22 protein-coding genes and 2 tRNA genes are annotated in these 25034 nt (G+C 62.5%); 8 read left to right on the top strand and 16 right to left on the bottom strand.

Annotated elements, in window-relative coordinates; genetic code table 11:
- Positions 1–4 precede the first annotated feature (4 nt).
- Complete coding sequence (locus ACQ3C8_RS10145; RefSeq protein ID WP_428851487.1) at positions 5–370, bottom strand: hypothetical protein; 366 nt, start codon at positions 368–370, stop codon at positions 5–7.
- A gap of 155 nt (positions 371–525) precedes the next feature.
- On the opposite strand from ACQ3C8_RS10145, the gene ACQ3C8_RS10150 reads away from it, so the two are divergent.
- From ACQ3C8_RS10150 to ACQ3C8_RS10170, 5 genes are all read left to right on the top strand, one after another.
- Entirely contained in the window at positions 526–1773 is a 1248-nt protein-coding gene (locus tag ACQ3C8_RS10150; protein ID WP_009523754.1) for a nucleoside recognition domain-containing protein, read from the top strand.
- 74 nt (positions 1774–1847) lie between these two features.
- Positions 1848–3176: a hemolysin family protein gene (locus tag ACQ3C8_RS10155; protein ID WP_428851488.1), complete on the top strand. Its 1329-nt coding sequence runs from the start codon at positions 1848–1850 to the stop codon at positions 3174–3176.
- A 93-nt stretch (positions 3177–3269) separates the two neighbouring features.
- On the top strand, positions 3270–4031 hold the full coding sequence (locus tag ACQ3C8_RS10160; RefSeq protein WP_428851489.1) for an EAL domain-containing protein: 762 nt from the start codon (positions 3270–3272) through the stop codon (positions 4029–4031).
- Between the two features lie 190 nt (positions 4032–4221).
- Positions 4222–4470: an H-NS family nucleoid-associated regulatory protein gene (locus tag ACQ3C8_RS10165; protein ID WP_428851490.1), complete on the top strand. Its 249-nt coding sequence runs from the start codon at positions 4222–4224 to the stop codon at positions 4468–4470.
- Between the two features lie 62 nt (positions 4471–4532).
- Positions 4533–4608 (top strand) — tRNA-Lys (locus ACQ3C8_RS10170).
- Positions 4609–4712: 104 nt separating this feature from the next.
- On the opposite strand, the gene ACQ3C8_RS10175 is transcribed toward ACQ3C8_RS10170, so the two are convergent.
- The 11 genes from ACQ3C8_RS10175 to ACQ3C8_RS10225 form a co-directional block, all read right to left on the bottom strand.
- Positions 4713–5168, bottom strand: coding sequence for a PaaI family thioesterase (locus ACQ3C8_RS10175; RefSeq protein ID WP_009523758.1), 456 nt, complete (start codon positions 5166–5168; stop codon positions 4713–4715).
- A gap of 11 nt (positions 5169–5179) precedes the next feature.
- The gene (locus ACQ3C8_RS10180) at positions 5180–6730 is read right to left on the bottom strand and encodes an AMP-binding protein (protein ID WP_428851491.1); all 1551 of its coding nucleotides are present in this window, start codon (positions 6728–6730) and stop codon (positions 5180–5182) included.
- Positions 6727–8106 (bottom strand): acetyl-CoA carboxylase biotin carboxylase subunit, encoded by a 1380-nt coding sequence (accC, locus tag ACQ3C8_RS10185; RefSeq protein ID WP_428853062.1) that lies wholly within the window; start codon positions 8104–8106, stop codon positions 6727–6729. Before accC ends, ACQ3C8_RS10180 begins: the two co-directional genes overlap by 4 nt.
- Positions 8107–8123: 17 nt before the next feature.
- On the bottom strand, positions 8124–8645 hold the full coding sequence (locus ACQ3C8_RS10190; RefSeq protein ID WP_428851492.1) for an acetyl-CoA carboxylase biotin carboxyl carrier protein: 522 nt from the start codon (positions 8643–8645) through the stop codon (positions 8124–8126).
- Positions 8646–8659: 14 nt separating this feature from the next.
- Complete coding sequence (locus ACQ3C8_RS10195) at positions 8660–10129, bottom strand: hypothetical protein (protein WP_428851493.1); 1470 nt, start codon at positions 10127–10129, stop codon at positions 8660–8662.
- 2 nt (positions 10130–10131) lie between these two features.
- Positions 10132–11310, bottom strand: coding sequence for a thiolase family protein (locus ACQ3C8_RS10200; RefSeq protein WP_428851494.1), 1179 nt, complete (start codon positions 11308–11310; stop codon positions 10132–10134).
- 222 nt (positions 11311–11532) lie between these two features.
- Positions 11533–12285: a TetR/AcrR family transcriptional regulator gene (locus ACQ3C8_RS10205; protein WP_428851495.1), complete on the bottom strand. Its 753-nt coding sequence runs from the start codon at positions 12283–12285 to the stop codon at positions 11533–11535.
- Position 12286: 1 nt separating this feature from the next.
- Positions 12287–13093 (bottom strand): ABC transporter permease, encoded by an 807-nt coding sequence (locus ACQ3C8_RS10210; RefSeq protein ID WP_428851496.1) that lies wholly within the window; start codon positions 13091–13093, stop codon positions 12287–12289.
- The gene (locus ACQ3C8_RS10215; RefSeq protein ID WP_428851497.1) at positions 13090–13890 is read right to left on the bottom strand and encodes an ABC transporter ATP-binding protein; all 801 of its coding nucleotides are present in this window, start codon (positions 13888–13890) and stop codon (positions 13090–13092) included. Before ACQ3C8_RS10215 ends, ACQ3C8_RS10210 begins: the two co-directional genes overlap by 4 nt.
- Positions 13887–14897: an ABC transporter substrate-binding protein gene (locus tag ACQ3C8_RS10220; RefSeq protein ID WP_009523767.1), complete on the bottom strand. Its 1011-nt coding sequence runs from the start codon at positions 14895–14897 to the stop codon at positions 13887–13889. Before ACQ3C8_RS10220 ends, ACQ3C8_RS10215 begins: the two co-directional genes overlap by 4 nt.
- A gap of 491 nt (positions 14898–15388) precedes the next feature.
- The gene (locus tag ACQ3C8_RS10225) at positions 15389–19267 is read right to left on the bottom strand and encodes a DUF748 domain-containing protein (RefSeq protein WP_428851498.1); all 3879 of its coding nucleotides are present in this window, start codon (positions 19265–19267) and stop codon (positions 15389–15391) included.
- Between the two features lie 129 nt (positions 19268–19396).
- Here ACQ3C8_RS10225 and ACQ3C8_RS10230 point away from each other — a divergent pair, with 129 nt between their 5' ends.
- On the top strand, positions 19397–19843 hold the full coding sequence (locus ACQ3C8_RS10230; protein ID WP_428851499.1) for a hypothetical protein: 447 nt from the start codon (positions 19397–19399) through the stop codon (positions 19841–19843).
- A 135-nt stretch (positions 19844–19978) separates the two neighbouring features.
- Here the strand turns inward: ACQ3C8_RS10230 and ACQ3C8_RS10235 are convergent, their stop codons facing one another.
- Positions 19979–20737, bottom strand: coding sequence for a DUF899 domain-containing protein (locus ACQ3C8_RS10235; protein ID WP_428851500.1), 759 nt, complete (start codon positions 20735–20737; stop codon positions 19979–19981).
- A 2-nt stretch (positions 20738–20739) separates the two neighbouring features.
- Positions 20740–21030: a hypothetical protein gene (locus ACQ3C8_RS10240; RefSeq protein WP_428851501.1), complete on the bottom strand. Its 291-nt coding sequence runs from the start codon at positions 21028–21030 to the stop codon at positions 20740–20742.
- Between the two features lie 107 nt (positions 21031–21137).
- Between ACQ3C8_RS10240 and ACQ3C8_RS10245 the strand changes: the two genes are divergently transcribed.
- A complete protein-coding gene (locus tag ACQ3C8_RS10245) occupies positions 21138–22358 on the top strand; it encodes a helix-turn-helix domain-containing protein (protein WP_428851502.1) in 1221 nt (406 codons plus the stop codon).
- A 9-nt stretch (positions 22359–22367) separates the two neighbouring features.
- Entirely contained in the window at positions 22368–23018 is a 651-nt protein-coding gene (locus ACQ3C8_RS10250; RefSeq protein WP_428851503.1) for a PQQ-binding-like beta-propeller repeat protein, read from the top strand.
- 344 nt (positions 23019–23362) lie between these two features.
- Here the strand turns inward: ACQ3C8_RS10250 and ACQ3C8_RS10255 are convergent.
- Both ACQ3C8_RS10255 and serS read right to left on the bottom strand, forming a co-directional pair.
- A tRNA-Ser gene (locus tag ACQ3C8_RS10255) sits at positions 23363–23453 on the bottom strand.
- A 78-nt stretch (positions 23454–23531) separates the two neighbouring features.
- A complete protein-coding gene (serS, locus tag ACQ3C8_RS10260; RefSeq protein WP_428851504.1) occupies positions 23532–24836 on the bottom strand; it encodes a serine--tRNA ligase in 1305 nt (434 codons plus the stop codon).
- Between the last annotated feature and the right edge of the window lie 198 nt (positions 24837–25034).

Genomic DNA, 25034 nt, shown 5'->3' on the forward strand with positions numbered 1-25034 from the left:
AGTGTCAGCGCTCGGTATCGTCCCAGGTGAACTGGACCGTCTCGTACTTGGACGCGTCGGTCTCCTGGGCTGGCCGGGCGCCGGTACCGCCGATGGAGCCGTGGTGATGCAGGTTCAGCGCGATCAACTCACTGAGCGCGGCGGGCGGAAAACCTTGCCGACCGCCACGGTCATCCAGCATGAGGGATTCGAGGTAGGCGCCGCAGGCCTCGTCGTCTGCCCACAGGGTGGCCAGCTTGTTGAGCACATGCGGAAATTCACGCAGTGCAGTAGGACGCAGGTCGGCAGGCAAACGCACCAGCCATTGCATGGTGTCGGCCGTGATCTCTTGAGCATGGGCCGCCGGGCGGCGTTGGTCAGATGATGTCATCAGCGTTCTCCTTACACGAACAGCGCACGGATTGGATGATTGCTACTGTATCTCTCCAATATACCAGACCCTGCGCGTGCCAAGACAGTCCCCTGCCAAGGTATGATGCACACGCGCCGCAACGGATACGCCAGCGGCTTCTTTTCTTCTGATGCATGGCTCTTAACCTCGTCTGGCTCGGCTTTTTCCTGACAGCATTCGCCGCGGCATGCGTGCGCCTGCTCATGGGTGACCCGGATGTTTTCGCGCGCATGCTGACCGGCATGTTTGCCAGCGCCAAGACCGGTTTTGAGATTTCCCTCGGCTTGGCGGGCATCATGACCTTGTGGCTGGGCATCATGCGCATCGGCGAGCGTGCTGGCGTCATCGACCTGTTTGCACGCTGCGTCGACCCGGTGATGCGCCACCTGTTCGCGGACGTACCCAAGGGGCATCCGGCCAATGGCGCGATGATGATGAACGTCTCCGCCAACATGCTCGGCCTCGACAACGCCGCTACGCCGCTCGGCCTCAAGGCAATGCGCGAACTGCAAACCTTGAATCCCCGCAGCGATACAGCTTCCGATGCGCAGATCATGTTCATCGTGCTCAATACGGCGGGCGTCACGCTGATCCCGACCTCGGTGATCGCCATCCGGCAGACAATTGCACTGCAACAGGGGTTGACCGGTTTCAATGCAGCCGACATCTTCCTGCCAACCCTCATCGCGACCTTCATCTCCTTCACTGCGGGCCTGCTCGCCGTGGCGTGGCACCAGCGCCTGAACCTGCTGCGCGCGCCGCTGCTGCTGGCCTATGGGGGGCTGGCGCTGGTCATGGCGCTGTTGTTCCTGTGGCTCGACCGTTTCCCGCCGGAACGCATGGCGAGCATGGCTGGACTGATCGGCAGCGGTTTCATCATGACGATCATCACCGCGTTCCTGCTGGTCGGCGCGCTGCGCCGCATCAATGTATACGAGGCCTTCATCGAAGGCGCCAAGGATGGCTTCGGCGTGGCGGTACAGATCATCCCGTACCTGATCGCCATGCTGGTGGCCATCAGCGTGTTCCGTACCACGGGTATCCTCGACCTGCTGCTACAGGGCCTTGGCGCGCTGTTTGCGGCTGCCGGGCTGAACACGGATTTCGTGCCCGCCCTGCCGGTCGGCCTGATGAAGATCCTGTCTGGCGCAGGCGCACGCGGCTTGATGGTGGACGTGATGACCACTTATGGCGTCGATTCTTTCCAGGGCAAGCTGGCCGCCATCATCCAGGGTTCGACGGAAACCACCTTCTACGTGCTGGCGGTCTACTTCGGCAGCGTCAACATCCGCAATACGCGCTATGCCCTGGGATGCGCCCTGTTTGCGGACATCGTCGGCCTGATTGGCGCGATCGCGGTGGCCTACCTGTTCTTCCACTGATCCTGGCCAGCGCGGTTTGACAGACGCCCGGGCATCCCGGATGATCAGAGCATCGCCCTTCCCATTTCTTGTAGATGCTGGTCCTCATCGTTCTTCTCCTGCTGCTGGTCAGCGCCTTTTTCTCCGTTGCCGAAATCGCACTCACGGCCGCGCGGCGCACCCGTCTTCAGCAGCTCTACGAGCATGGCGACCGGCGGGCCCTGCAGGTCATGCGGCTGAAGGAGGAGCCGGGCAATTTCTTCACCGTGGTCCAGATCGGCGTAAATACCGTCGCAATCCTGGCCGGTGTACTCGGGGAGAAGCATCTTTCGGACTGGGTGCTGAGCCTCGTCGCGCCGCATCTCGACAGCGCCCGCGCCACACAGGTGGCCAACCTCACCTCGTTCATCGTCATCACGGTCCTATTCATCCAGTTTGCCGACCTGATTCCCAAGCGGCTCGCAATGATCGCCCCCGAGCGCTGCGCCCTGGCCATCGCCGGACCGATGATGGCGCTGATGCGGCTGTTCCGGCCGCTGGTGTGGCTGTTTACCCAAGGCACGGATTTCATCCTGCGCATCTTCAACCTGCCGACGCGTAACGTCGAACACATCACGCCGGAAGATATCGCCGCCATGGTGGGCGCCGGCGCGGAAGCCGGCACGCTGCACAGCCACGAAATCCGCCTGATCGAAAACGTCTTTGAACTGGAATCCAAGTCGATCACCTCGGTCATGACGGTGCGCGACGAGATCGCCTACTTTACGGTGAGCGAACCAGTCGACCTGATCAAGCGCAAGCTCATCGACCAGCCATACTCGCAGTACCTCGTCTGCCGGGAAGACATCGACAGCGTCATCGGCTTCATCCAGTCCAAGGACATCCTGCAGCGCATCATCAGCGAAGAGTCGATGGACGTGATCCGTACGCTTGGCAAGTACTACGACAAGAACCTGCTGACGCTGCCGGACACGCTCAACCTCTCCGAAGCACTCACGCGCTTCAAGGAAATGCACCAGAGCTTTGCCGCGGTGGTCAACGAGTATGGCCTGGTGGTTGGCGTGGTGACACTGGACGATATCGTGAGCGCGCTGATGGGCGACATCATCTACTCCTCGGAAGACGAGCAGATCGTGCAACGCGACGAATACTCCTGGCTGATCGACGGCCTGACGCCGATCGACGACGTCAAGAAAGCCCTCGATATCGGCGACCTGCCAGGTCAGGACCATGCCGAAACGATTGCCGGGCTGGTGATCTACACGCTCAAGCGCATCCCCAAGAAATCCGAATTCATCGAGACCGCTGGCTACCGATTCGAGGTGGTTGATATCGACAGCCACAAGATCGATCAGTTGCTGGTTTCCCGGCTGGGTATGGGCTTGGCCGCAAAAGACGCGACGCCCGCCCGACCCTCGCAGTAAACAAAGGGAAAATCGCTACACTTTTTAACTTTTCACTGGCCAAATTGTTGCTAATCTTCAGCCAAATTCAATTTTTCCGATTTGGCGCCCACTATGCTGCCCATCCGTCTCGACGATGCGTTGCACCAACCCCTCCCGCATACCGTAAGCGGCGGCTGGGCTGGCCTCTTCAATTTGTACCAGCCCATCATGGCGCTGGATACCGGCGCAATGGTCGGGGTGGAAACCCTGGTACGCCGGACGGTTGACGATGGCGTCATCCTGACACCAGACAGTTTTGTCCCCGGGGCGGAACGTGACGGCTCAATCCAGTCTCTCGGCCGCCATGCAACCCTTGCAGCACTTATACTGGCTGCCGACTGGGCGGATACGTACCCCGACCGCTATGTGACGGTCAACGTCTCAGCCGCCGAAACCGACGAGCCAGGGTATGCCGCAGAAGTCTTTGCCATGCTCGAACAGACTGGTGCGCAGCCCCGCCAACTGTGCCTGGAGTTGACGGAATCGCTGCCCTTCGAAACACTCGATAGCTTCCGCAACCTGCACCAGCTGCACGACGCTGGCATCCGCATCTTTCTCGATGATTTTGGCACGGGGCATTCCTCACTGAGCGCCCTCACCCGCCTGCCGATCAGCGGCATCAAGATCCCCCTCGCCTTTACCAGCCTGGTCCTGCATAGTGAAATGCATCGCACCATCCTGCGCTCGAGCCTGGCGCTCGCCGAGGCAAGCGGACTGGATGCGGTCGTCGAAGGGGTGGAAACCGAAGAGCAGCGCGGGTTGCTGGTCGAAATGGGCGCCCGGCTGGGCCAAGGGTTCCTGCTTTCTCCTCCGCTGCACGCCTCGGAATTCTGATTTCCGGCAAAGAAATTTCCGTGTGCGCCAGCACATCATCCGATTGGATCCCGTACAATAGGCACCGTCGAGTCCCGGCGCTTGCGTTTCCCCAGCGCCCGCCACAGCAGACATGACTTCCCCACCGGGCCCACAGTACCGGACCCGCCGGACCGCTTCCATCGCGTTACCCACAGTTATCAGCGTCAGTATGAGTCAATCGGACAGAGCCGCCGCAATTGCGTGGATCCGACAGAAAATCGATGAGTACGCACTCACCCTCGATGACCTTGGTCCCTTTCCCGAGCAGCTCCCGGAAAACCCCGGCACGCCCGTACACGCGGCCGCGCTGTACCGCAGCGCCGACGGCAAGACCTGGGATGGGGAAGGCGACATGCCGGAATGGCTGCGCCGGGCCGTCGCGGCAGGCCAGTCCCCGGAACATTTCCGGGTAGGCTGACATACCACCATAAAAACTGTTCCCAATAGACAAAAAGCCGTGTTATAATTTTTGACTTCGTTGGGGCGTTAGCTCAGTTGGTAGAGCAGCGGACTCTTAATCCGTAGGTCGAGTGTTCGAGTCACTCACGCCCCACCAGATTTTCCCGATAAAAAAGCCATCCTCCCGGATGGCTTTTTTATTGCTGAGCGCTTGCCCCTCCCGCTTGGCTGGCTCCGGCACGCGCGGTGCGCTGGCGGCGATTATCGCGCCTCGCGCGCTCCCAGCAATTTCCACGTCGACGTGGCAAAGGCCGCCAGCTGCCCGTTCGCATCATAGAAACGCGACTCCAGGAACGAGACGCTGCGCCCGCGGCGCAGCACCTGGCCGACGACCCTGGCCGGGCCGGGACGGACTGCCGCGAGGTATTGCGTCTTCATTTCGAGCGTGGCGCACGGACCGTCGATCTGGTTCAGCAGATGCCCCATCGACACATCCATCACGAGTGCGACGATGCCGCCATGCAGGGTCGATTGCGGATTGAGCATGAAGTCCTTTACCTCGAACGTGATGGTGCAGGTATCCTCCGTATAGGCCAGGTCAAGTCCCAGCAGCCGCGCCATGAAGAACTGCCCCGGCACCTGCTGGTGGGTGGCAAGCGCATGCTCGAACGCCTCACGTGTTGCAGCGCCATCAACGGTCAGCGGCTGTGTGGTCATCTCAACGGTCCTCAGACATTACGTTCCTGCCCCGTCCAGTAGCGTCGGCGCACTTCCTTGCGCATGACCTTGCCGACCGGGCTGCGCGGCAGGGAATCGATGAAGTCTACCGACTTTGGCGCTTTCACGCTGCCGATCCTGGCCTTGCACATGGTGATGATCTCGTCCGGATCCAATGTCTGCCCAGCCTTCAGCTCGATCACGGCCTTGATGGCCTCGCCCCATTTGGCATCCGGTACGCCGACCACCGCGCAATCCTGTACCGCCGGATGGCTCAGCACCACCTGCTCGACTTCGAGCGGATAGACGTTGTAGCCACCGGTGATGATCATCTCTTTCTTGCGGTCGCAGATGTAGATGAAGCCTTCCTCGTCCTGATAGGCCATGTCGCCTGTATGGTGCCAGCCGAACATCCCGGTCTCGGCGGTGGCTGCCGGATTCTTGTAGTAGCCGCCCATCACCAATCCGCCCTGCACGGCAATCTCGCCGATCTGGCCCGGTGGCACAGGTTGCCCGGCATCGTCGATCAACGCCACGCGCGTGAATGGCGCAGGCCGGCCGCAGCTCAGCAGGCGCTTCTCATTGATCGAGCCATCCGGATTCAGGTGCTCGACCGGGCTCATGTGCGTCACCGAGGTCGGTACTTCAGTCTGGCCATAGACCTGCGTCATGACCGGTCCGAACACCGCGATCGACTCCGCCAGCTTGGTAGCCGACATCGGCGCCGCACCGTAGACGAAATGGCGCAGCGAACTGTAGTCGAAGTCGTGCACATTCTCCGCCGCAAGCATCTTGTAGATCGCCGTGGGCGGCAGGTAGATGAAGGAGATCGCGTGCTCGGGAATCGCCTTGAGGGTGTCCTGCACGTCGAAGCCCCGCTGGATCACCAGCGTCCCCGCCATGGCCATGGTCACCATGGCCAGAATGCCCGAGGCATGGCTCAGCGGCGCGCTCGCCAGGTACACCGGTGGCTGGTCGAAGCGCAGCGTGGCGCGGAAATTCGCGACCATCGTCTCGAAGTTCCGGTTGGTATTCATCACGCCCTTCGGGCGCCCGGTGGTACCGCCCGTCCCGCGCAGCCAGCACAGCGCATCCGGTGCCCACGGCAGCGCACGCAATGCCGGGCTTTGCGTCGCAGCCCAGTTCTCGACATTGGGACCCAGTGCGCTGTCCCCGTCCACGCAGAAGAAATGCCGGACCGCCGGGCACTCCGCCTTGATGCGCTGGGCAAAGGGTTCCAGCGCCTTCTGGAAGAACAGCACTTCCACATCGAAGGCCTGGACGATGTAGGCATTCTCATCTTCCGCATTGGTGGCGTTGAGCGGTACCCAGACACCCTCCGCGCGCATGATGCCGAGCATCGAGAGAAAGGCAATCGGATCGTTCTTGCTGATCACCGCGCATTTCACGTCGCGTTTCACATCGATGTCACGCAGGCCATTCGCGATGCGCGCCGCCAGATCTGACGCTTCCGCATAACTCCAGCGCCGCGATTCGAAGACCACCGCGGTCCGCTGCGCATGCGCGATGACGCTTTTCTCGAAAAAATCGATGAAGTTCATGCTACCTCCTGCGCGGCCAGTGCCGCTTGCTGCCACTCCGGCAGGAACAATGCTTCCAGCCAGCGCGTGGTGACCTCGGCATCGCGGAATGCGTGGCTCGAAAGAATGTCCTGATGCAACGGCATGGTAGTGGTGATACCTTCGACCCGAAAACCCTGCAACGCGCCCAACGCTAGTGCGATGGCCTGCTGGCGGTCCTCGCCATGCGCGATCAGCTTGGCGATCATCGAGTCGTAGAACGGCGGGATCAGATATCCCTCGTAGCAATGCGTATCGAGGCGGACACCCGGCAAGGATGGCGGCTGCCACACTTGCAGCCGGCCCGGCGCCGGACGGAAACCATGCCGTGGATCCTCGGCGTTGACACGGCACTCGATCGCATGGCCGCGGATCGCCAGATCTTGCTGGCGAAACGACAGGCGCTCGCCCGCCGCCACGCGAATCTGTTCCTGCACCAGATCGACACCGGTGATCATTTCCGTGACCGGGTGTTCGACCTGGATCCGCGTATTCATCTCAAGGAAATAGAACTCGTCTGTTTCCGCGTCATACACAAACTCGACCGTACCCGCGCTGAAGTAACCCACGGCGCGTGCCAGCGCCAGGGCTGCGTCGGCCATCTCGGCGCGCCGCGCGGGCGGCAGGATCGGTGACGGCGCCTCCTCGATCAGTTTCTGGTGCCGGCGCTGCACGCTGCAATCGCGCTCGAACAGATGCACGAGATTGCCGTGCTGGTCGCCCATGATCTGGAACTCGATATGCTTGGCGCGCTCAATGAATTTCTCGAGGTACACCGTGGCATCGCCGAACGCTGCTTCGGCCTCGGCCTGTGCACTTTCGAATGCCCCGGCCAGCTCGTCCGGCACACGGACGATGCGCATGCCGCGTCCGCCACCACCTGCACTGGCCTTCATCAAACAGGGATAGCCCACGCGCTGCGCGGCCGCCTGCACATCGGCCAGGGATGACAGCTTGTCCGACCCCGGCACCACCGGTACACCAGCCTGCTTGGCAAGGCGAATGGCACTGAGCTTGTCGCCCATGGCATCGATGGCATCAGCCGAGGGGCCGATGAAGGCCAGATCCATCTCGGTGCAGGCACGTGCGAATGCGGCGCGCTCGGACAGGAAACCGTACCCCGGATGCACCGCATCGCACCCCGTCGCAGCCGCTGCCGTCACCAGCAACTCCGGACGCAGGTAGCTCTTCGGCGACGGCGCCGGGCCGATGCAGACCGCACGATCCGCCAGCCGCGCCGGCAAGGCATCGCGATCCGCCTCCGACACCCCCAGCACCACTTCCACGCCCAGATCACGGCACGCGCGAATCACGCGCACGGCAATCTCGCCGCGATTCGCTACAAACACACGCCTGATGTTTCCCACGGTGCACCTCAATCCGGTTGAATCAGCATCAACGTCTGGCCATGCTCGACGAGCATGTTGTCGGTCACGAGAATCTTCACCACCTTGCCGGACACCCCAGCGGTCACCGGGGAGAACAGCTTCATGACTTCGAGCAGCCCCACCTGGTCCTCTGCCTTGACATGATCGCCCTCCTTGACGAACGGCGGCACCTCCGGCGAGGCCGCGCGGTAGAACACCCCGAGCGTTGGCGTGCGAACCGGCACCAACCCTTCCAGTTCCGCCGCTGAGAGCGCCGCCGTCGGCGCAGCAGGAGCAGTTTCCACCTTGGGCGGCGGCGCGGCAGATGTGGCAGCAGGCAATGCAACCGACACAGCGGCCGGCGCTACAGCATGCGGCGCACCACCTGCGCGTGTCACGCTGAGCTTGATATCGCCGATTTGCAGATCGAGTGACGTGCAGGTGTCGGAATCGCGCACCAGGCGCAGTACTTCAACCGCGTCCTGGTAAGTGAAGGAATACTGGATACCGCGTTCGTGATCGCTTTTCATGATTATGTTGTCCGTCATTGATAGCTGAGACTGAAGCGCACATTGCCCTGCTCGAACTTCATGGTGCTGAGCGAGGTGTCACGCGCCAGCTCTTCCAGCATGGCGCGCAACGGTTGATGGATGGTGGGCCGGCCGGTCACGTGGATGCAATTGGCACGCATGGCGGACACATGCTTGGCGCCATAGAACAGGTGCAGCAGCAGATCCTCGTCGGAGCGGAACGGGCCGTTTTCCTTGCGAAATGCGTCGAGCACCCGCCCGTTGAAATCCACCGGTGGCGGCAGGTTGTCTATCTTGCGGCCCTTGAGGATGCGGTCGAGCACGTTCGGATCGATCTCGCCCGGCGGCTTGCCGTAGTGCCCAAGCACATAGAGATAGAGCTCCTTGGGCACAGTCTTGTAGCGCTCGCCCTGGATCACGTTAAAAGTCGCCTGTACACCGACGAACTGCGAGAATGGCGTGACCATGATGGGATAACCCAGCTCTGTCCGCACGCGCCCGGCTTCGGCCAGCACTTCATCGAGGCGGTGGATCAGGCCCAGTTCGCGCAACTGGTTGCGGAAATTGGAAATCATGCCGCCGGGGATCTGGTGCGCGGCAAAGGCTTCGTACCGTGCCGGATCGAACTGCACCGGCGGCTCGACACGGTGGTTCTCCTTGTAGGCCACCCAGTGAAAATAATCTTCGGTACGGCGGATCGCATCCACATCCAGTGACGTCGGAATGCCAAGCTCGTTGGCGATGTCCAGCACGTCGAGCGTACTCGGCATGGATTCGCCGTTGGCGAGCGGACCACACGCGGTCGTGACACGGCGAACGCCAGCGAGGATCGCTTCGCGATACGACTCCAGTGCGAGGCCCATCGAGTGGTGCGCCAGGAACTCGATCGGCACCTCGCCCTTGACCTCGGCATTCAGCGCCGCCATCAGCGTCTTGGTGCGCGGACCGCTGAGCAGGCCGCTGGCATCCCCCATGATGATGGCGTCAACACCGGCATCGATCATCTCCCGGGCTTTGCGTGCAAAGTGCGCATCGGTATGCACGGGGCTCAGCGAGAACGTCAGGTAGCCCGAGGTATGCAGGCCGAGCGCCTTGCCGATGCGGAAGCCGGCGGCAATGTTGTTGATGTCGTTCAAGCCGTCGAAGATCTTGATCGACTGGGTACCGGCATCGCGCAGGCAGCGGAACAGCAGTTCGATCACTTCATCGGGATAGCGCTCCCACCCAAACAGGTTGCGGCTGCGGATCAGGATGTCGATCTCGGTATCCGGCAGGTAGGCCTTGAGGGCACGCAGCCGTTCCCACGGATCTTCACTGAGGAACTTCACCGCCGTCTCGAACGAGGCGCCCGAGGCCACGCACACCTTGCGGTAGCCGGACCGGTTCAGATACTCGGTCGCGCCCAGCATGCTGGCGGTCTTCATGCGCGTCGCCCACAGCGACTGCGGACCATCGCGCAATGTTTCGTCCACGAATTCCAGCATGGTCACACCTTCAGGATAAGAGCATCGGCCTGGCCATAGCCGCCGCAGATGGCCGCCGCGCCGTAACCGCCGCCCAGCCGCTTCAGCTCGCGCGCCAGCGCCATGACGACACGCGCGCCGCTGGCGCCGGTCGGATGCCCCAGCGCGACCGAGCCGCCGTTGACGTTGGTGATGGTGCGCAGCTTCTCGGCCTGCTGCACATCGCCATTGGCCATATGCAGCGTCGACACCAGCGGCATGGCGGCAAAGGCCTCGTTGATCTCGATACGCTTGATCTCGCTCAACGGAATGCCAGCCTTGGCGAGCGCCGTCATGATGGCCTTGCCCGGCATGTAGACCGAGGAATCGAGATCGCCGCACAACTGCGCGTAACTCACGATTTCGCCCAGCGGCTCCAGGCCGCGCGCCCGCGCCGCCTCTCCGCTCATCAGCAGGACGGCGGCGGCGCCGTCGTTAAGACCTGGCGCATTGCCGGCGGTAACCGTCGGCCCGCCGTAGACAGTCGGCAGTGCCGCCAGGCGTTCGAGCGAAGCATCACGACGCGGCGATTCGTCGATCGCCAGCGTCGTGCCATCGCCGCAATCCACCGGCACGATCTCGTCCGCATATACGCCTTTTTCATGCGCCGCAAAGTACGTCATGTGGCTGCGGTATGCCCAGGCATCCTGCTGCTCCCGGCTAACGCCGAACTTAAGAGCCTGCGTGCCCGTAACACCGGCGATCGGCATCTGGTTGATGGGGTTGCGCAGCTGCAGCGGATCTTCCACCGTGAAGTCGCCAAGCCGGCGGCCGGCGCGCACGCCACGCATCAGGAACGGCGTCTGGCTGCAGCTCTCGATGCCACCGGCCAGGATCACCTCCGCCTCGCCAGCGCGGATCTTGGTCGCCCCCAGGCCGATTGTGGTCATGGCCGAGCAGCAGGCCCGATCGAGCGTCAGCGAGGGCGTATCGGCCGGGATGCCCGCCTTGAAATTGATCTGCCGTGCCGCGACCGAAGTCGATGCTGCCAGCAAGGCCGAGCCGAAGATCGATTCCGTGATCTCCTCGGGGCGGATGCCGGAACGCTGCAGCGCGGCGAGCGTGGCCAGTCCGCCCAGTTCCACGGCGGAATATTGTTTTAATTTTCCACCTAATTTTCCAAATGGCGTTCTAATTGCTTCAACAATTGAGACGGTATGCATGCCTGTTCTCCAGTCAAGCCTTCAGGATGATTCACCGGCACGCCATGCACGCCGGTCGCCGATCAGTCGGGGCGCCTTAGCGACGCTCTCGAAATGTTGCCGGCGGAGGCGCCGCCGCGACGCGGCACCGCTGCCGTACTGCATGTTCTGCCCTGGAACCGACCACCCCAGGCGCCTGTGGAGCGGTTGATCTTGCTGCCGCCGTGCTGGCCTCGGCGGACCTCATGCCTTTCTGCCACGCCGCGCAGGTGGCGTGGCAGCCGGTACGGCAGAAGGCTCTACCGGTACCCCCAGGAAGGTGCAGAGAAAACGCGTGACATGCACTTCCATGTCAGGATCGTCGAGCTTCACCGGTCCGGGATCGTTGATCACCGAATTAATCAGCAAACCGTTTGCGAATTGCATCGCCATGCGGATTTGCACCTCTTCCGTGGCCAGCCCCATCTGCTGCAGACGCGGCAATACGTGCTCGACGATCATGCCGGACGCCTTGTAGCCGAGGCGCTTGAAAGGCGTCCACACACCGGGCTGGGCCGAGGCATGCTTGAAGGCCGCCTGATACAGGCCGCGATTGGTCCGGAACAGGCCGACCCAGAACACGGAAATCGCATGCAGCATCTGCACCACGTCGACATCATCGTGCTCCAGCGCCTCGAACATCGCGTCAAAATCGACCTCGATCTCCGAGATCACCATGGCCTGCACAGCCGTAAAAAATGCTTCCTTGTTCTCGAAGCGCCCATAGAACGCCCCGACCGAGGTCCCCGCGCTGCGCGCGATCTCACTGATGGTCATATTGTCCAGGCCACCCTGCTCCAGCGCCTGCCTTCCCGCTCGCAGCAGGGCCAGCATGGTGGCCCCGCTGCGCGCCTGCTGGGTGGGCATCACGCCTTCGACCTGCACCGCACTGCCCGCATGGTGCTCGGCGTCGTCCACGGCATTGCGCCGACGCCGCACCTGACGGATTTCCTTCATATCATTTCCACCGCAAAAGGTAGCTTTCCAACAGGCTCATGCACTTCGTCAGCGCTACACCCAGCAAGGCCAGGAAGAACAGCACGCCAAACACGCCATTGGTGTCGAACGTCCCCGCCAGGTAGCTCAGCAGCTGGCCCAGGCCATGCTGCGAGGCGATGATCTCGCCGCCGATCACGCCGAGCAGCGCGTAGATCAGGCCGAGGCGCAATCCCGAGAAAATCGTCGGGACTGCGCTCACGAGCGTGACCTTGAAGAAGATCGTGGCCTTGCTCGCACCCAGCATGCGCGACAGCGTGACCCAGTCAGAATCGACGCTACGCGCGCCGGCGACGGTACTGTTCAACACGATAAAGAACGTCAGCGAAAATCCAAGAGCGATCTTCGACGCCGGCCCGAGCCCGAACCAGAGCAGGAAGAGCGGCGCGAGCGCAATCCGCGGCAGCGAATTCATGGCGGAAAACAGCGGCTCGAGAAATTTCTCCAGCGGCGGATACACCACGAACAGCAGGCCGAACAGCATGCCGCCCAGGCTGCCCAGCACGAACGCCGCGGCAGTCGACCAGAGTGTCCAGCCGGCTTCCTTGAACAGCTTGTGATCGACGAACATCGCCTCGTAGAGATACTCGAAGATCTTCGACGGATGGCCGATGAACAAGGGATCGATCCACTTGTTACGCGACACCACTTCCCACAGTACGAAGAAGATTACCAGCATCAGCACCTGGAGCACGAGAATCACCAGATTTTCACGCTTGCTGGCCTTTGCGGCGGTTGTCTCGATTGCTGTCGCGGTTGCTGTCGTCATGCCTTTTGCTCCAGTGCCTGTTCAAGCCATCCCCAGACTTCCGCGTACAGCCGGTGAAATTCCGGATCCTTCTGCAACGCCTTCACGGAACGCGGACGGGGCAGCGGAATCGGGATATCGGCAAGAATCCGCCCGGGCCGCGGCGACATGACGATGACGCGATCGGACAGCGTCACTGCCTCGCTCAGGTCGTGCGTGATGAACATCACCGTACGCTTTTCCGCGCTGTACAGGTCGAGCAGCACATCCTCGAGCTGCAGCTTGGTCTGCGCATCGAGCGCGCCGAACGGCTCGTCCATCAGCAACACCGGCGACTTGAGCGAGAAGGTCCGCGCCAGTGCAACGCGCTGCCGCATGCCATGCGACAGCGCCTTGGGATAGTGGTTGACGAAATCACGCAGGCCGACCCGCTCCAGCAGCATCAATGCCCGTTCGCGCCGCTCGGCCAGCGGCGTGCCACGAAACTCGCCGCCGAGCATCACGTTCTCCAGCGCAGTCCGCCACGGAAACAGGCAGTCGCGCGCCAGCATGTAGGCCACGTCGTGCCGCCCCGCCTGCGGTGCGGAGCCCGCCACGGAGATCCGTCCATCATGCAGCGTGATGAGACCGGCGATCAGGTTCAGCAGCGTGGTCTTGCCGCAACCGCTAGGCCCGACCACCGAGACGAATTCACCCGCGCGAATCTTCAGGTTGGCGTCGTCGACGGCACGGACGCCACCCGGAAACAGGTGATTGACATGGTCGATGTCGATCAGCGTGGTGTTCACGTTCTGGTTCATGCGTGCCCCGTCGCTCATGGCGCTTTCGAGTAGACGACGCGCTTCACATCCAGCGGCTTATCGATCATCTTGTTCTTCACGAGGAACTGGTTGAAACCGTCGATCACCTTGCGGTCGAGCTTCGCGCCATATTGGCCAACGGTCTCGGTCACCACTTGCTGGATCACCTGCTCGCGGTTCGGCACATCGCCAAGCTTGAAATACTTCTTGGCGATCTCCAGCGTCTCCGCCGCATTCTTCGGATCACGCAGCCAGGCAAAGGCTTCGTCCTGGGCACGCAGGAACTTCTCGATCTTGCCGGCTTCCTTCTCCACGTATTCGCGGCGCGCCTGCCACACGACGAACCCGCCGTTCATGGCTTTCACATCGTCAGGCCCCTGGCCCTTGCGCATGTCCACCGCCACGGTACAGCTTTTGGTCGCCTCGCACAGCGCCGGCACCGGATCCCAGCTCAGGATGGCATCCACCTGCTTGGCCTGGAGTGCCGCATAGGCCGACGGCGGACCGCCCACGGCGATGAAAGTCACCTTGTCGCTCGGCACGCCCGCGCCGGCGAACAGCGACTTCACATACATCTCCGTTGCCGACCCGCGCGCACTAACGCCGATCCGCTTGTCGGCCAGGTCCTTCATGTTGCCGCCATAGCCAGCGGCGGCATTGGGCTGCGGCACATGCGCGCCGACCGACAACGAGTAGATGTTGTTGGTCATCATCGAACCGACGACCATCAGGTCATTGCCTTTGGACGCCGCCTGCAGCATCACGTCCATGGAGCTGACGATCATGTCGACGCTCTTGGCCGCGGCCGCTTGCTGAGCCAGCGGCCCGCTTGCCAGCAGCACGGTCTGGCAGTCCAGCCCCTGCTTCTCGCAGAAGCCTTTTTCTTTCATCACCCAGTTGCCGAGGTGAATGATCGATCCCGGATACTCCTGGTAACGCACCACCTCCCGCTGCGCATAGGCAGGCACGGCGGCAACAAGGGTAAGAGCGGCACAAATGGACTGCACAAGACGGCGTGGGGTCATGACGGTTTCCTCGGGGCGAGTCATCTATGAAAGCCGCATTTCTGCGGGCGGCCTGGCACGTACTTGAAGCTGAAGAATTAGAATTGAAATTCGAATTCTGATTCGGATTCAAGAATAGGAGCCTGACCGCGCAGCGACTATCAGGGGAAACCCGCACGGAGAAAAAATACTGCGGCGCACTCGATCCAAGCGGTGGATGCGACTACGGACGATGGCAGGTGTGGAGACAGGAGTCGTACATTGGACGACTGCGAAAAAGCATGCGCGAGGCGCGAGGCGCGAGGCGCGTCAGCGGTGTGCGGTGTGCGGTGTGCGGTGTGCGGTGTGCGGTGTGCGGTGTGCGGTGTGCGGTGTGCGGTGTGCGGTGTGCGGTGTGCGGTGTGCAATCAGTATGGATCTGGCAGCACGGATGCGCCACTGCACATGCATGCGTGCCAGCGAACTGCTTGGTGGTGGCCGGTACGTGACGTCAACCGTACCGGCCTGGCATGTCAAAGCTGTACTGCAAAATCCACGCGGCTGGGCTTGCCCTTGTCGGTGATGCCGTCCGCGTTGAGTTTTGGTGTTACCAGGAACAGGCGCTCATTCGGCACCTTGCCCTCTTCCTCAAGATATCTCTTGACTGCCGATGCGCGGCGCTCGGCCAGCGCCTTGAGCTCCGCTTCGCCGACGGGTGCGTTTTCCATCATCAGCTTTTCCATCTCGGCCACGGGCAGCGATTTCGTCAGGCCAATCATGTTGCGTGGCTTCTTGAACGATTCGTTCTTGTAGGCGCGCTCCAGATACTTGGCGTACTCCTGCGGCTGCACTTCGACCTCTTCCGGATTGGCGCCGCCGCCTTGCGATACGAGGTCCTGGCGTTTCTGTGCGCGCACCCGGCGCATCATGTACTCACGCTTGGCGCCATCGCGATCGGTATCCGGATCAACGCGGCCGATGATTTCCAGCTTGAGCGCCGGCCGGTCGGTTAGCGCCTTGGCGATCGTGCCCAGCTTCTTCTCCTGCGCATCGGTCAGGCGCGACGTACCCGGATCGAACTCGATATAGCCCAGCCCTTCTCCACCACCACCATCTCCGAACGCCGAAGCAATCAGCGAGAACGGCGACGTAATCGCCTTGGTGAGCAGGTTGATGATGACCCGGATGATCACCCCGCCAACGCTGAACTGTGGATCGGACAATGAGCCGGACACCGGCAGGTTGACGTCGATCTCGCCGCGGCTGTTCTTCAGCAGCGCGACGGCCAGCAGCACCGGTAACTTGGTGGCATCCGGGCTGTCGACACGTTCGCCGAAGGTCAGCTGGTCGAGGAACAGCTTGTTGCTCGCCTGCAGCTGGCCGTTCTCGATGTGGTATGTCACATCGACATTGAGCTTGCCCTTGGTGATCGGATAACCCGCGTACTTGGCGGCATACGGCGTCAGCCGCGTGAGTTCAATCCCCTTGGCCTGCGCCTGCAGATCGAGGAACAGTTGTGTCGAGAACGGATTGACCTGGCCCGTGATGCTAATCGGCGCGTCGCCATCCACACGCCCCTTGATCGACACATCGGCCGGCTTGGGATCATCCGAGGCCACGCGCGAGATCGTACCTTCCAGCCCGGTCAGGTTGGTGGTGTAGTTCGGCTTGACAAAGAAATCCGAGAAATTGATGTTGCCTTTCTGCAAGCTCACACGCCCCACGCGTACCATCGGCGGCGGGCCATCCTTGGGTGTGGTTGGCACCGGCGCGGTCGCTGTCTGATTGCCCGTCTGCACGTTCGGGGCTGGCACGGCCGACGCTTCCGTCAGGCTCTTGCCGACCGTCCCGGCCTCGGGGCGCGCCCGGATGTCAGCAAGGTTCAAGCGACCGTCGGCATTGAGAATCACCCGCGCATAGAAGTCCGCCAGCGACACATCGCCCAGCGTAATATCCACGGGATTCTGCCGGGTGTTCAACTGCGCGTCGATCCGCGAAACGTCAAGCGCACGCCAACGCAGGAAGCTGTCGCCACTGACCTTGTCGACCGCGCGCAGGTTCGCCAGGCGCAGGTTACCTGTGTAACTGGTGCGCGCCGCCTTGCCGGGCTCGGTACGCGTCACCAGACGCCCTGCCGCCGTCAGCGCACCGCCGGCGATCACTGCGTTGCTGTACTCGGCAGCGTAGGGCTGGAACGCGGCAATATCGAGCGCACGCAGATCCAGCTTGAGATCGGCGGCAAACGGTTCCGGCGCGAGCTGGCCGCTCACGCTGGCGGTTCCCTTGCGGGCATCGCTGAAGGCCAGCGTCATTGGCCAGCGGCCCTGCTCGCCACGGACGAACGGATACTGGATATTCTCAACCTGCCCCTTGAAATTGCGCCACTTCAGGCTGGCCGGTTTGCCGCCATTGGCAGCCGCCACGGCCTTGTCTTCCCACGCGACCTCACTGTCCGCCAGCGTCAGCTTGCCAAGCGCCACGCGCCACGGTGCTGTCGCCCTGGACGGAGCCTTTGCGGCGGACGCCGGCGACGATGCACCCGACCCGCCCAGGGCGGCGAGATCGATATCGCCATTTGCGGCGCGGGTCGCGGCCACCTTGGCGCCATCGATGGCCACCCCGGCCAGTGCAACCGTCTGCTTGGCAAGATCGAACTGCACGCCGCTCAGGTCAATCTCGCGCGCGCTGATGGCTGGCGTCTTGGCCTTCGGCAGGGTTACCTGCAGATTGCGCAGGCTGGCGGACGAGTCGCTCAGCACGGCCTGCACGCCGCTCGCCGGCCAAGCGACGCGATAGTTCAGATCGCCATGGATTTCCGTATCGCCCAGTTGCCCGGCAAATGCACTCGCATAGAACGGTGCGAAGCGATGCGGCTTGATTGCCTCGAGCGCCAGCTTGCCTTCCACGGCCTGCCCGGCGAAGCGCAACGTGCCATCCGTCTTCACCCGGCCGCCATCCTGAATGGTGGCTGCCACGCTGAGCGGCGCAGGCGTATCGCCGGCCGTCGAGAACTGCGCCACGCTGATCGCGACATCGTTCAGATCGACGGTGGCCGGCTGGCCGTTGGCACCTCTGAAACCGGCATCCCGCACGTGCACGGTACCGCCCTGCACCAGCAACTTGTCGAGATCGAAAATCCGGGCTTCGGCCTTGGCCTGTGGAGCCGTAGCCGGAGCCGCAGGCTTGGACGCCTGGGCGGATGGCGATGATTGAGCGGGCTGGGCCTGAACGACGGGTGTACCGGAAGCCGGCATGGCGACCGGCTTCACCTGCCCGGCGGACGCTGCTGGCGCGGCAGGGCTGACAAACAGCCGTTGCAGGTTCAAGGTCCCATCCGCTGCCCGGTCGACCCAGATTTCGGGAGCATCCAGCTTGACTTCGTGTATGCCCACGCGCTGGCTCAACGGCTCGCTGTCATCGAACGTCACCTGCAGGGCCCGCCATTGCAGGACGGGCGCACGTGCACCGTCAACGAGCTTCATGTCGCGCACGCCTGCGGTTCCACTGACGACGACGCTCTGCTTGCTCTCCTTCTGCTCGAACTGGACATGCAACCGGGTATCCAGCAATCCCGACTCGACCTTGCCGCGCATCGTCGTCGCCACGAACGGCATGAAACGCGGCAATTGAAGACCGTCGAGGTTGACCTGGATGGAAGCCTTGTGGCTCGATGCAAACGGCAACACCTCGCCATCCACGAAGATCGGCGAACCGTCGATATTGGCGCGGAACGAGGGCTCCGTATAGATATCGGCCGCATATGGCAGGTTCGACAGGAATGGCAGCGCCACATTGAGATCGGTGACCGTATGCTGGCTTTGATGCACGCGGTCGTCGTACCGGAACTCCCCGCGCATGACGCGGATGTTGTTCAGCGAAAACCGCGCCGGCTTGGCAGCCGGATCCTTCGGCTCGGCTGCCAGGCGATCGACGATATCGGAAAAGCTGAAGCGGTCGTCACCCAGGTAGGCCACGTTCACCACCGGCTGATCCACCGTCAACTCATCGAGCACCGGCGCCAGGCGCAACAGGCTGGTAAACGACAGGTTCACCGCCAGCTCGCCCACGGACACCATCTTGGCCTTCTGGTCCGGCTCATAGATGGCGATATCGTGGATCCGGGCAGCCAGCCTGAGCGGATTGACATTGACTTCGCCAAACGTCACCTTCCGCCCCAACTGTGTACTGAGCTTGTCGGTCACCACCGATCGGATCAGCGGCGGTCCGCCGAGCCAGGCTGCGACACTCAAGACCACCGCCGTGGCCAGCAGCACTTTTCCGGTGGTCAGAATGCGACGCTTGTGCTTGACCGGGATATTCGGCAACGCGATCTTGGGCATGGAATGGCAGGAAATATCTGGCAATGTGACGATTCTAGCAATAAGCCAGCGTCCGCTGGCGGTCGGTGTCATGGCGGCACGGCAGCAAACCGCCCGCCCCGGCACGGCCGGATGGCTTCGGCGCACGTGATTCGGCAGCACCACGGCACCTTCGCGGATCGCAGCTATGATGGAAGAGCACCAAACATCAGGAGGGTGCGCATGACCATCCTACGATTGCTTCGAGCCACCCTGCTGGCCGGTTTGCTGGCCGTCGGCACCAGCAGCCATGGCGCTGGAGCATCCGCCGCGCCCCGCCACGGTGGGGAGTACAGCGCAGTTGGTCCAGTGCTGGTGGCCCAGACCGCAGCCCGGCCCGGCGCGTCAGCCAGCGCCACGGGCACCGATCCATTGCGCGACCAGCAAACCCGGTTGCTGCAACAACGCGCCGCCGAACAGCGCGAGGCCGCCAATCAACGCCTACGCGCGCAACGCGAGCAACAGGCCGCAGCCGATCGGGCACAACGGCAGTGCGGCGCACTCGACGCCCGCGCCAGCCATCTTGCCGCCCAGTCACGCCTGCCATCCGGCGATGCCCTGGCGGCGGACCGGCTCCGGCAGGAACGGCGCATGCTGCGCGATGATCGGATGCGTATGGGGTGTCGCTGAACACGGGCAGGAATACCCATTCGTTGCCCACGGACACGCCACCGCAAGAACACGGCACCCAAAGAACAAGCCGCTCGAATCGAGCGGCCTCTTTGCAAGACCAGTGCTATCGACGGGAGCCTGCGTGTTGCAGGTTCAAATGCGGTCGGGATGCCCCGAGGCGAGCAAGACGACGGCTAACCGCGTGCGTCTATTCCGATCGTGGGTACTCGTCATGCAGCGAACCCAACTCATGATGCCGCCGGTCTCGTTTCGGCCTTTGGGCGTGAGGTCGAGCCAGTTAAAGGCGCCCATCAGCAGTTCGGTACCCCGGTGATAGGTCGAGTAGGTATGGAGAATGTCGCTCCCATCTTTGACGAAGACGCTGACGCCGAACATGTCAGAGGACTTCTGGATCCTGGTCTTGTCGTAGTTGTAGAGCGCACGGCCGGCGACACGGTCCGCTTCGCTGAAAGCCACGCCGAAGTCGTAGCTGAAGTCGTCATCTCCGGATGAAACCCAGGGAAACGTCCAGCCCATTCGAGCCTTTACCTGCTCGATCCGTGTGACGGGCGCGCGTGATATGGCGGCGAAAGCGAGGTCAGCCTGCTCGAAATGCTGCCGCGCCGAGTCGACATGGTCCATCGTATAGGCGCAACCCGGGCAGAGGTGCCCCGAGCCCGGCGTCAGCATGAAGTGGTAGACGGCGAGCTGGCTGCGATCGCCGAACAGGTCGGGCAAGGTGCGCTCGCCGTCGGAACCGTCGAAGACATAATTCTTCTCGATCCTGACCCACGGCATCTGCCGGCGTTCGGCGCGCAAGGCGTCGAGCGCGTGAGTTACCTCGAGCTCTTTGGCCAGAAGCGCTTTGCGCGCGATAAGCCAGTCTTCACGTGAAACGATGGGCGGATGCATGGTCAGTCTCCTTGGTCTTGGGATGGTGGTTGCGTGCGTTCTCGCGAGAGGACAGGCACGAGCTTCAGCCAGGGCGACAGGTGGAAAAAGCTCATCAGGAAGTACATGAAGGCCATGCCGCCGATGGGCAGAACGCCGGGAGCGGACGCACACAGCATGCTTTGCATGTCGTTCGCCGAGACCCAGGCCATCAATGCCAAAGTTGGCGATGCTGCAAGACCAAGCCAACTCGTGACATGGCGAGACTGCGGGGTATCGGGAGAGCGTTTTCTTGCTACCATGGGTATCGTCATTTTTGAACTTCCAGTTGGGCCTTGCCGTTGCTTCCCGGCGTCAAACCTGAGAACAATGTACGACCGCAGGACTGGTCAGCGTGAGTAACAAGTGTGACGGGAATCAAATGGACTCTCTGATGACTGCCGCGGCGAACGCGCTCGCCGCGGGTGATCCGCTTGCAGCACTCAAGCGCGTCTCATTGCGCGACGATGCTCCGGCGCTTGCCCTGCGCGGCATCGCCATGGCGCAGCTTGGCGACCTTGCGCGCGCGAAAGCGCTGCTGGGTAGCGCGGCGCGCGCGTTCGGCAATAAAGAGCCCGTGGCACATGCCCGATGCAGCCTCGCCGAAGCGGAGATCGCACTGGTGTCACGCGATCTTGGCCGGCCGATGGAGCGGCTGGGCGCCGCCAAAGCGACACTGGAGGCATTCGGAGACCTCGCGAACGCAGCGCATGCCGGTTATCTCGAAGCACGAGGCTTGCTGCTCATCGGTCGCCTCGACGAGGCGGAGCAGGTTCTGGGCAGCCTTGACGTTGGCGCATTGCCGGTGACATCGCGGGTGGGCCACGCGTTGGTGGCCGCGGGTATTGCCATACGCCGCATACGCGCGAAACCGGCACGGGATGCACTGGACCGCGCCAGGATTGCCGCTGCCGGCATCGGAATCCCTGCGTTGAATGTCGAAGTCGATCGCGCCGTACAGGCGCTCGACGCGCCCGCCGCGCGGCTGGTCACGCGCACTGGAGAACGGCTCCTGCGGCTCGAGGAGGTCGAGTCGCTGTTGGCCTCGCATACGCTCATCATCGATGCGTGCCGGAACGTAGTACGCGCCGATAAAACCGTCGCCTGCCTGACCAGTCGTCCGGTCCTGTTCGCACTCATGCGCGTGCTCGGCGAGGCCTGGCCGGAAGACGTCTCGCGGGAAGCGCTGCTCGCCCGGGTCTTCCGGGCACGCGCAGCAGATGAATCGCATCGCGCCCGGCTGCGGGTCGAGATCGGGCGTCTGCGCGAAGCAATCAGTTCATTGGCCGAGATCCACGCCACTGAACGAGGATTCGTACTGGAAGCACATCAAGCCGACAAAATCGCAATCCTTGCGCCGCCCATCGAAGATGAGCATGGTGAAGTGCTGGCGCTTCTCGCCGATGGAGAGGCCTGGTCCAGTTCTGCCCTGGCGCTCGCGCTCGACGTCAGCCCGCGTACCGTGCAGCGGGCGCTCGATAGCCTTGCGGAAGATGGCAAGGCGGAATGGTTCGGCCAGGGCCGCGCACGTCGTTGGATCGCTACAGGCGTGCCGGGTTTCCCGACAAGCTTGTTACTCCCTGCCGGCGGCATTGTAGGCTAGGATGCAGACATGAAACATACAGCCGCCGAGATCATTCGTGAATATGGCCCGCTTCCCGGAGTGGAACACGTCCATGGCGTCAGCTTTGATGGCCGCCGGGTCTGGTTCGCGACAGGCACCACGCTGAGCGCGCTGGACCCCGAGAGTGGGGAGATGCTGAATTCGCTCGATGTTGCTGCCGACGCAGGCACGGCGTTCGATGGCCAGCACTTGTTCCAGATCGCAGACGCGGTAATCCGGAAGATTGATCCCCAGACAGGAGAAGTCCTCGCCACGATTCCGGCGCCCGGCGATCGCGACGATTCAGGCCTTGCCTGGGCCGAAGGCACGCTCTGGATCGGACAGCACCGCGGCCGCAAGATCTATCAGGTGGATCCCGAGACGGGAACAGTGCTGCGCACAATCGAAACCGATCGCTTCGTCACCGGCGTCACGTGGGTCGACGATGAACTCTGGCATGGCACCTGGGAAAACGATGAAAGCGATGTTCGCCGCATCGATCCTGCAACGGGTGAAGTGCTGGAACGACTGGACATGCCGCCAGGAATGGCGGTGTCGGGGCTGGAATCCGACGGACACGACCGCTTTTTCTGCGGGGCGGGAGATAGCCCCAAAGTGCGCGCGATACGCAGACCGAAGCGATCTGACGCCGCGGAGTGAGACAAGAAACAACTCGGCGATTTATGCAATCCTGCCCGTTGGTCGTCTCGTAACCTTCGGCCTCGCTGGAAGTCGTTGTCGCTTTGTGGAGTCAACCCGAAGGAAATAGCCAGCGAAGGCAGCTATCTACGCTAACTTTCCGGATGGCGGACAGTCCATTCCGGGCTGCGGCGGCCCCGTTTCGCGGTAGCGAACGAAGGGCAAATTTGGGGAATAGTGGAGCGGTACGCTGAATGGCCGACTTGGGGCCGTAAGCTGCCCCTGCTGATCCATATCGGGCGGCAGCGTAGAATCGGCTGCGGCTTTACGATCATGCCACGGTGGCGTGCGGCAATCGGGGTGTTTGGCGGAGAGGGTGGGATTCGAACCCACGTTACGGAAGAACCGTAAACCAGATTTCGAGTCTGGCGCATTCGACCACTCTGCCACCTCTCCGGATCGTGGTCGTCGTTTTGACGAAGCTGCGATTATAGCGTAGTTCCAGCCCCACATTCAAGCGCGACGACCGCTTTTTTAGGCGGCCGGTTCCAGCTTGTCGATCCCGCCCATATACGGACGCAGCACCTCAGGGATCGTCACCGAGCCATCGGCATTCTGGTAGTTCTCCAGCACAGCCACCAGCGTACGGCCGACGGCCAGGCCAGAGCCATTGAGCGTGTGCACATACTCGGGCTTGCCCTGGGCGTTGCGCACGCGTGCCTGCATGCGACGCGCCTGGAAATCGCCCATGTTGGAGCACGAGCTGATCTCGCGGTAGGTATTCTGCGCCGGCACCCACACCTCGAGGTCGTAGGTCTTCATGCTGCCAAAGCCCATGTCGCCCGTGCACAGCACGATGGTACGGAACGGCAGTTCGAGCGCCTTGAGCACGGCCTCGGCATGCTCGACCATTTCCTCGAGTGCGGCGAACGACTGGTCGGCCGGCACGATATGCACCATCTCGACCTTGTCGAACTGGTGCTGGCGGATCATGCCGCGTGTGTCGCGACCATAGGACCCGGCTTCCGAGCGGAAGCACGGCGAATGCGCCACGAACTTCATCGGCAGCGCCTCGGGCTTGACGATCTCGTCACGCACGATGTTGGTCAGCGGTACCTCGGCGGTCGGAATCAGGTAGAAGTTCTCCGTGCGCTCGCCCGCCTCGCCGCCGAAGGTACGCGGGATGCGGAACAGGTCTTCCTCGAACTTGGGCAACTGGCCCGTGCCGCGCATCGACGCGGCATTGACCATGTACGGTACATACACTTCGGTATAGCCGTGCTGCAGCGTGTGCAGATTGATCATGAACTGCGCGAGGGCACGATGCAGGCGCGCGATGCCGCCGCGCATCAGCGTGAAGCGCGCGCCGCTCAGCTTGGCGGCGGTATCGAAGTCGAGACCGAGCCCGGCACCCAGGTCCACGTGGTCGCGGATCTCGAAATCGAAGACGCGCGGCGTGCCCACACGGCGCACTTCCACATTGCCGGTCTCGTCGCGGCCCACCGGCACGCTTGCATCCGGCAGATTGGGAATCGACAGCATCAGGTCCGACAGTTGCGCCTGGATCTGCTCGAGGCGGGCGGCCGAGGCTTTCATGGTGTCGCCAATGCCGGCCACTTCGGCCATCACGGCACTGGCGTCTTCACCCTTGCCCTTGAGGATGCCGATCTGCTTGGACAGGCTGTTGCGCTTGGCCTGCAGTTCCTCGGTCTGGGTCTGCAGCTGCTTGCGCTCGGACTCCAGGCTCTGGAAACCAGCCACATCGAGGGTGAATTGACGGGTGGCAAGGCGCGCGGCAACGGCGTCGATGTCTTTGCGGAGCAGTTGGATGTCTAGCATGGCGGCAAATGAGGTCACGGGCCAGCCACGGAAGCGCAGCTGGAACCGGGTATTTTAGCTTAGAGCGGACGCCTTGCCGAAGACGTTCGGCTGGCGCGGCAAAAAAGACGACAATCGCACCCTCAGACATGGATCGAGCCACTCGCCGCGTGCGAGAAACATCCTTGTCGGCAGGCGGGCCCACACCCGAAGACACGG

This window comes from Imbroritus primus (assembly GCF_964332355.1).
Taxonomy (GTDB): Bacteria; Pseudomonadota; Gammaproteobacteria; order Burkholderiales; family Burkholderiaceae; genus Imbroritus; species Imbroritus primus.